1 protein-coding gene is annotated in these 1,814 nt (G+C 66.1%); it reads right to left on the bottom strand.

The features are described from left to right. On the bottom strand, positions 1–1,295 hold a 1,295-nt coding region (locus ABD339_RS33425; RefSeq protein WP_344570934.1), incomplete at its 3' end, for a hypothetical protein. Positions 1,296–1,814 lie beyond the last annotated feature (519 nt).

Below are 1,814 nucleotides of genomic sequence, written 5' to 3'. Positions count from 1 at the left end.
CCACCGATCCTCCATTTGTTCTCCTGCCAGACGGGCGACAGGCCATGCCGCCCCAGCGCCTGTGCCAGCCCCTCTCCCAACGCCTTCTTGCGCCCCCGGGTTCGCAGCGTGCTCAGGAATTGGCCGAGGGGGACGTCGGCGGTGACGTCGCCGATCACCACCGTCTGCGTCTCCGTCTGCTTGGGCAGGTCTCCCTGCTTCCGGGCGTTCAGCGCGGCCGTGTAATGCTCGTCCCTCCAGTTGATTTTTTGTCCGGTCTGCGGGATCGTCCACCGGCCGTCTGATATTTGCCGGGGCGGCAGGCCATGCCATGTCAGCGCCTCTGTGAGCCCCTCTCCCAACGCCTCTTTGCGCCCCCGGGTTCGCAGCGTGTTCAGGAATTTGCCGATGGGGACGTCGGCGGTGACGTCGCCGATCACCACCGTCTGCGTCTCCGTCTGCTTGGGCAGGTCTCCCTGCTTCCGGGCGTTCAGCGCGGCCGTGTAATGCTCGTCCCTCCAGCTGATTTTTTGTCCGGTCTGCGGGATCGTCCACAGACCCTCTGATACTTGCCGGGGCGCCAGGCCATGCCATGTCAGCGCCTCTGCCAGCCCCTCTCCCAACGCCTTCTTGCGCCCCGGGCTTCGCAGATTGCTCAGGAATTTGCCGATGGGGACATCAGCGGTGACGCCGCCGATCACCACCGTCTGCGTATCCGCCTGACTGGGCAGGTCTCCCTGCTCCCGGGCGTTCAGCGCGGCCGCGTAATCCTCGTCCCTCCACATGATTAGTTGTCCGGTCTGCGGGATCGTCCACCGGCCGTCTGATACTTGCCGGGGCGCCAGGCCATGCCATGTCAGCGCCTCTGCCAGCCCCTCTCCCAACGCCGTTTTGCGCCCCTTGCTTCGCAGATTGCTCAGGAATCGGCCGAGGGGGACGTCGGCGGTGACGTCGCCGATCACCACCTCCTGCGTCTCCGTCTGCTTGGGCAGGTCTCCCTGCCTCCGGGCGTTCAACGCGGCCGTGTAATGCTCGTCCCTCCAGCTGATTTTTTGTCCGGTCTGCGGGATCGTCCACCGGCCGTCTGATATTTGCCGAGGCGGCAGGCCATGCCATGTCAGCGCCTGTGCCAGCCCCTCTCCCAACGCCGTTTTGCGCCCCTGGCTTCGCAGCATGCTCAGGAATTTGCCGATGGGGACGTCGGCGGTGACGTCGCCGATCACCACCTCCTGCGTCTCCGTCTGCTTGGGCAGGTCTCCCTGCCTCCGGGCGTTCAACGCGGCCGCGTAATCCTCGTCGGAATATTTCCTCGGCACGGTTCATCCCTTCCCATTCCATGTGAAGCCGCCTGTATGGGCGCTTTCTGCTCACCTGACCGCCCGCCCGACAGCCCGGGCACCTTCGACCGGAACCGGACCCGGTACCGCCTGCTGCGGCACACCCCCCGCATCCACTCACGACACGCCCCCGGAACCCGACCCGGCCTCACTACTCCCGCCGGAAGCGACGGCGTGACGGCGCGACGGCGCGACGGCACTCACCGGACCACTCCGAGAAACTGGCGTGGCACGCTACCGAGACGCCACCCGGAGCAACCCGAAACAGCATAGGAGAACGGGAGATTGAGCACGCCTTCTATGATGCCGAGGACGATGTCCCGCGGCACACGGTCACCGTTGCCCCTGGCCACAACGGCCATCCGGCAGGTTCCGCCGACTGCGGATCCCATGCAAACGGCGAGCCGACCTCCATGAAGCTATGTCGCCCACCTCGTCCTCCTGGTGATCCAGCTGGCCCACTACAACTCGGCCCACGCCAGCTGCGGTGCCAGCCTC

It is taken from the genome of Streptomyces axinellae, assembly GCF_039532135.1.
In the GTDB taxonomy this organism is placed as follows: Bacteria; Actinomycetota; Actinomycetes; order Streptomycetales; family Streptomycetaceae; genus Streptomyces; species Streptomyces axinellae.
Note: the sequence above shows the minus strand (reverse complement) of the source record. Positions and strands in the feature narration are given on the sequence as shown.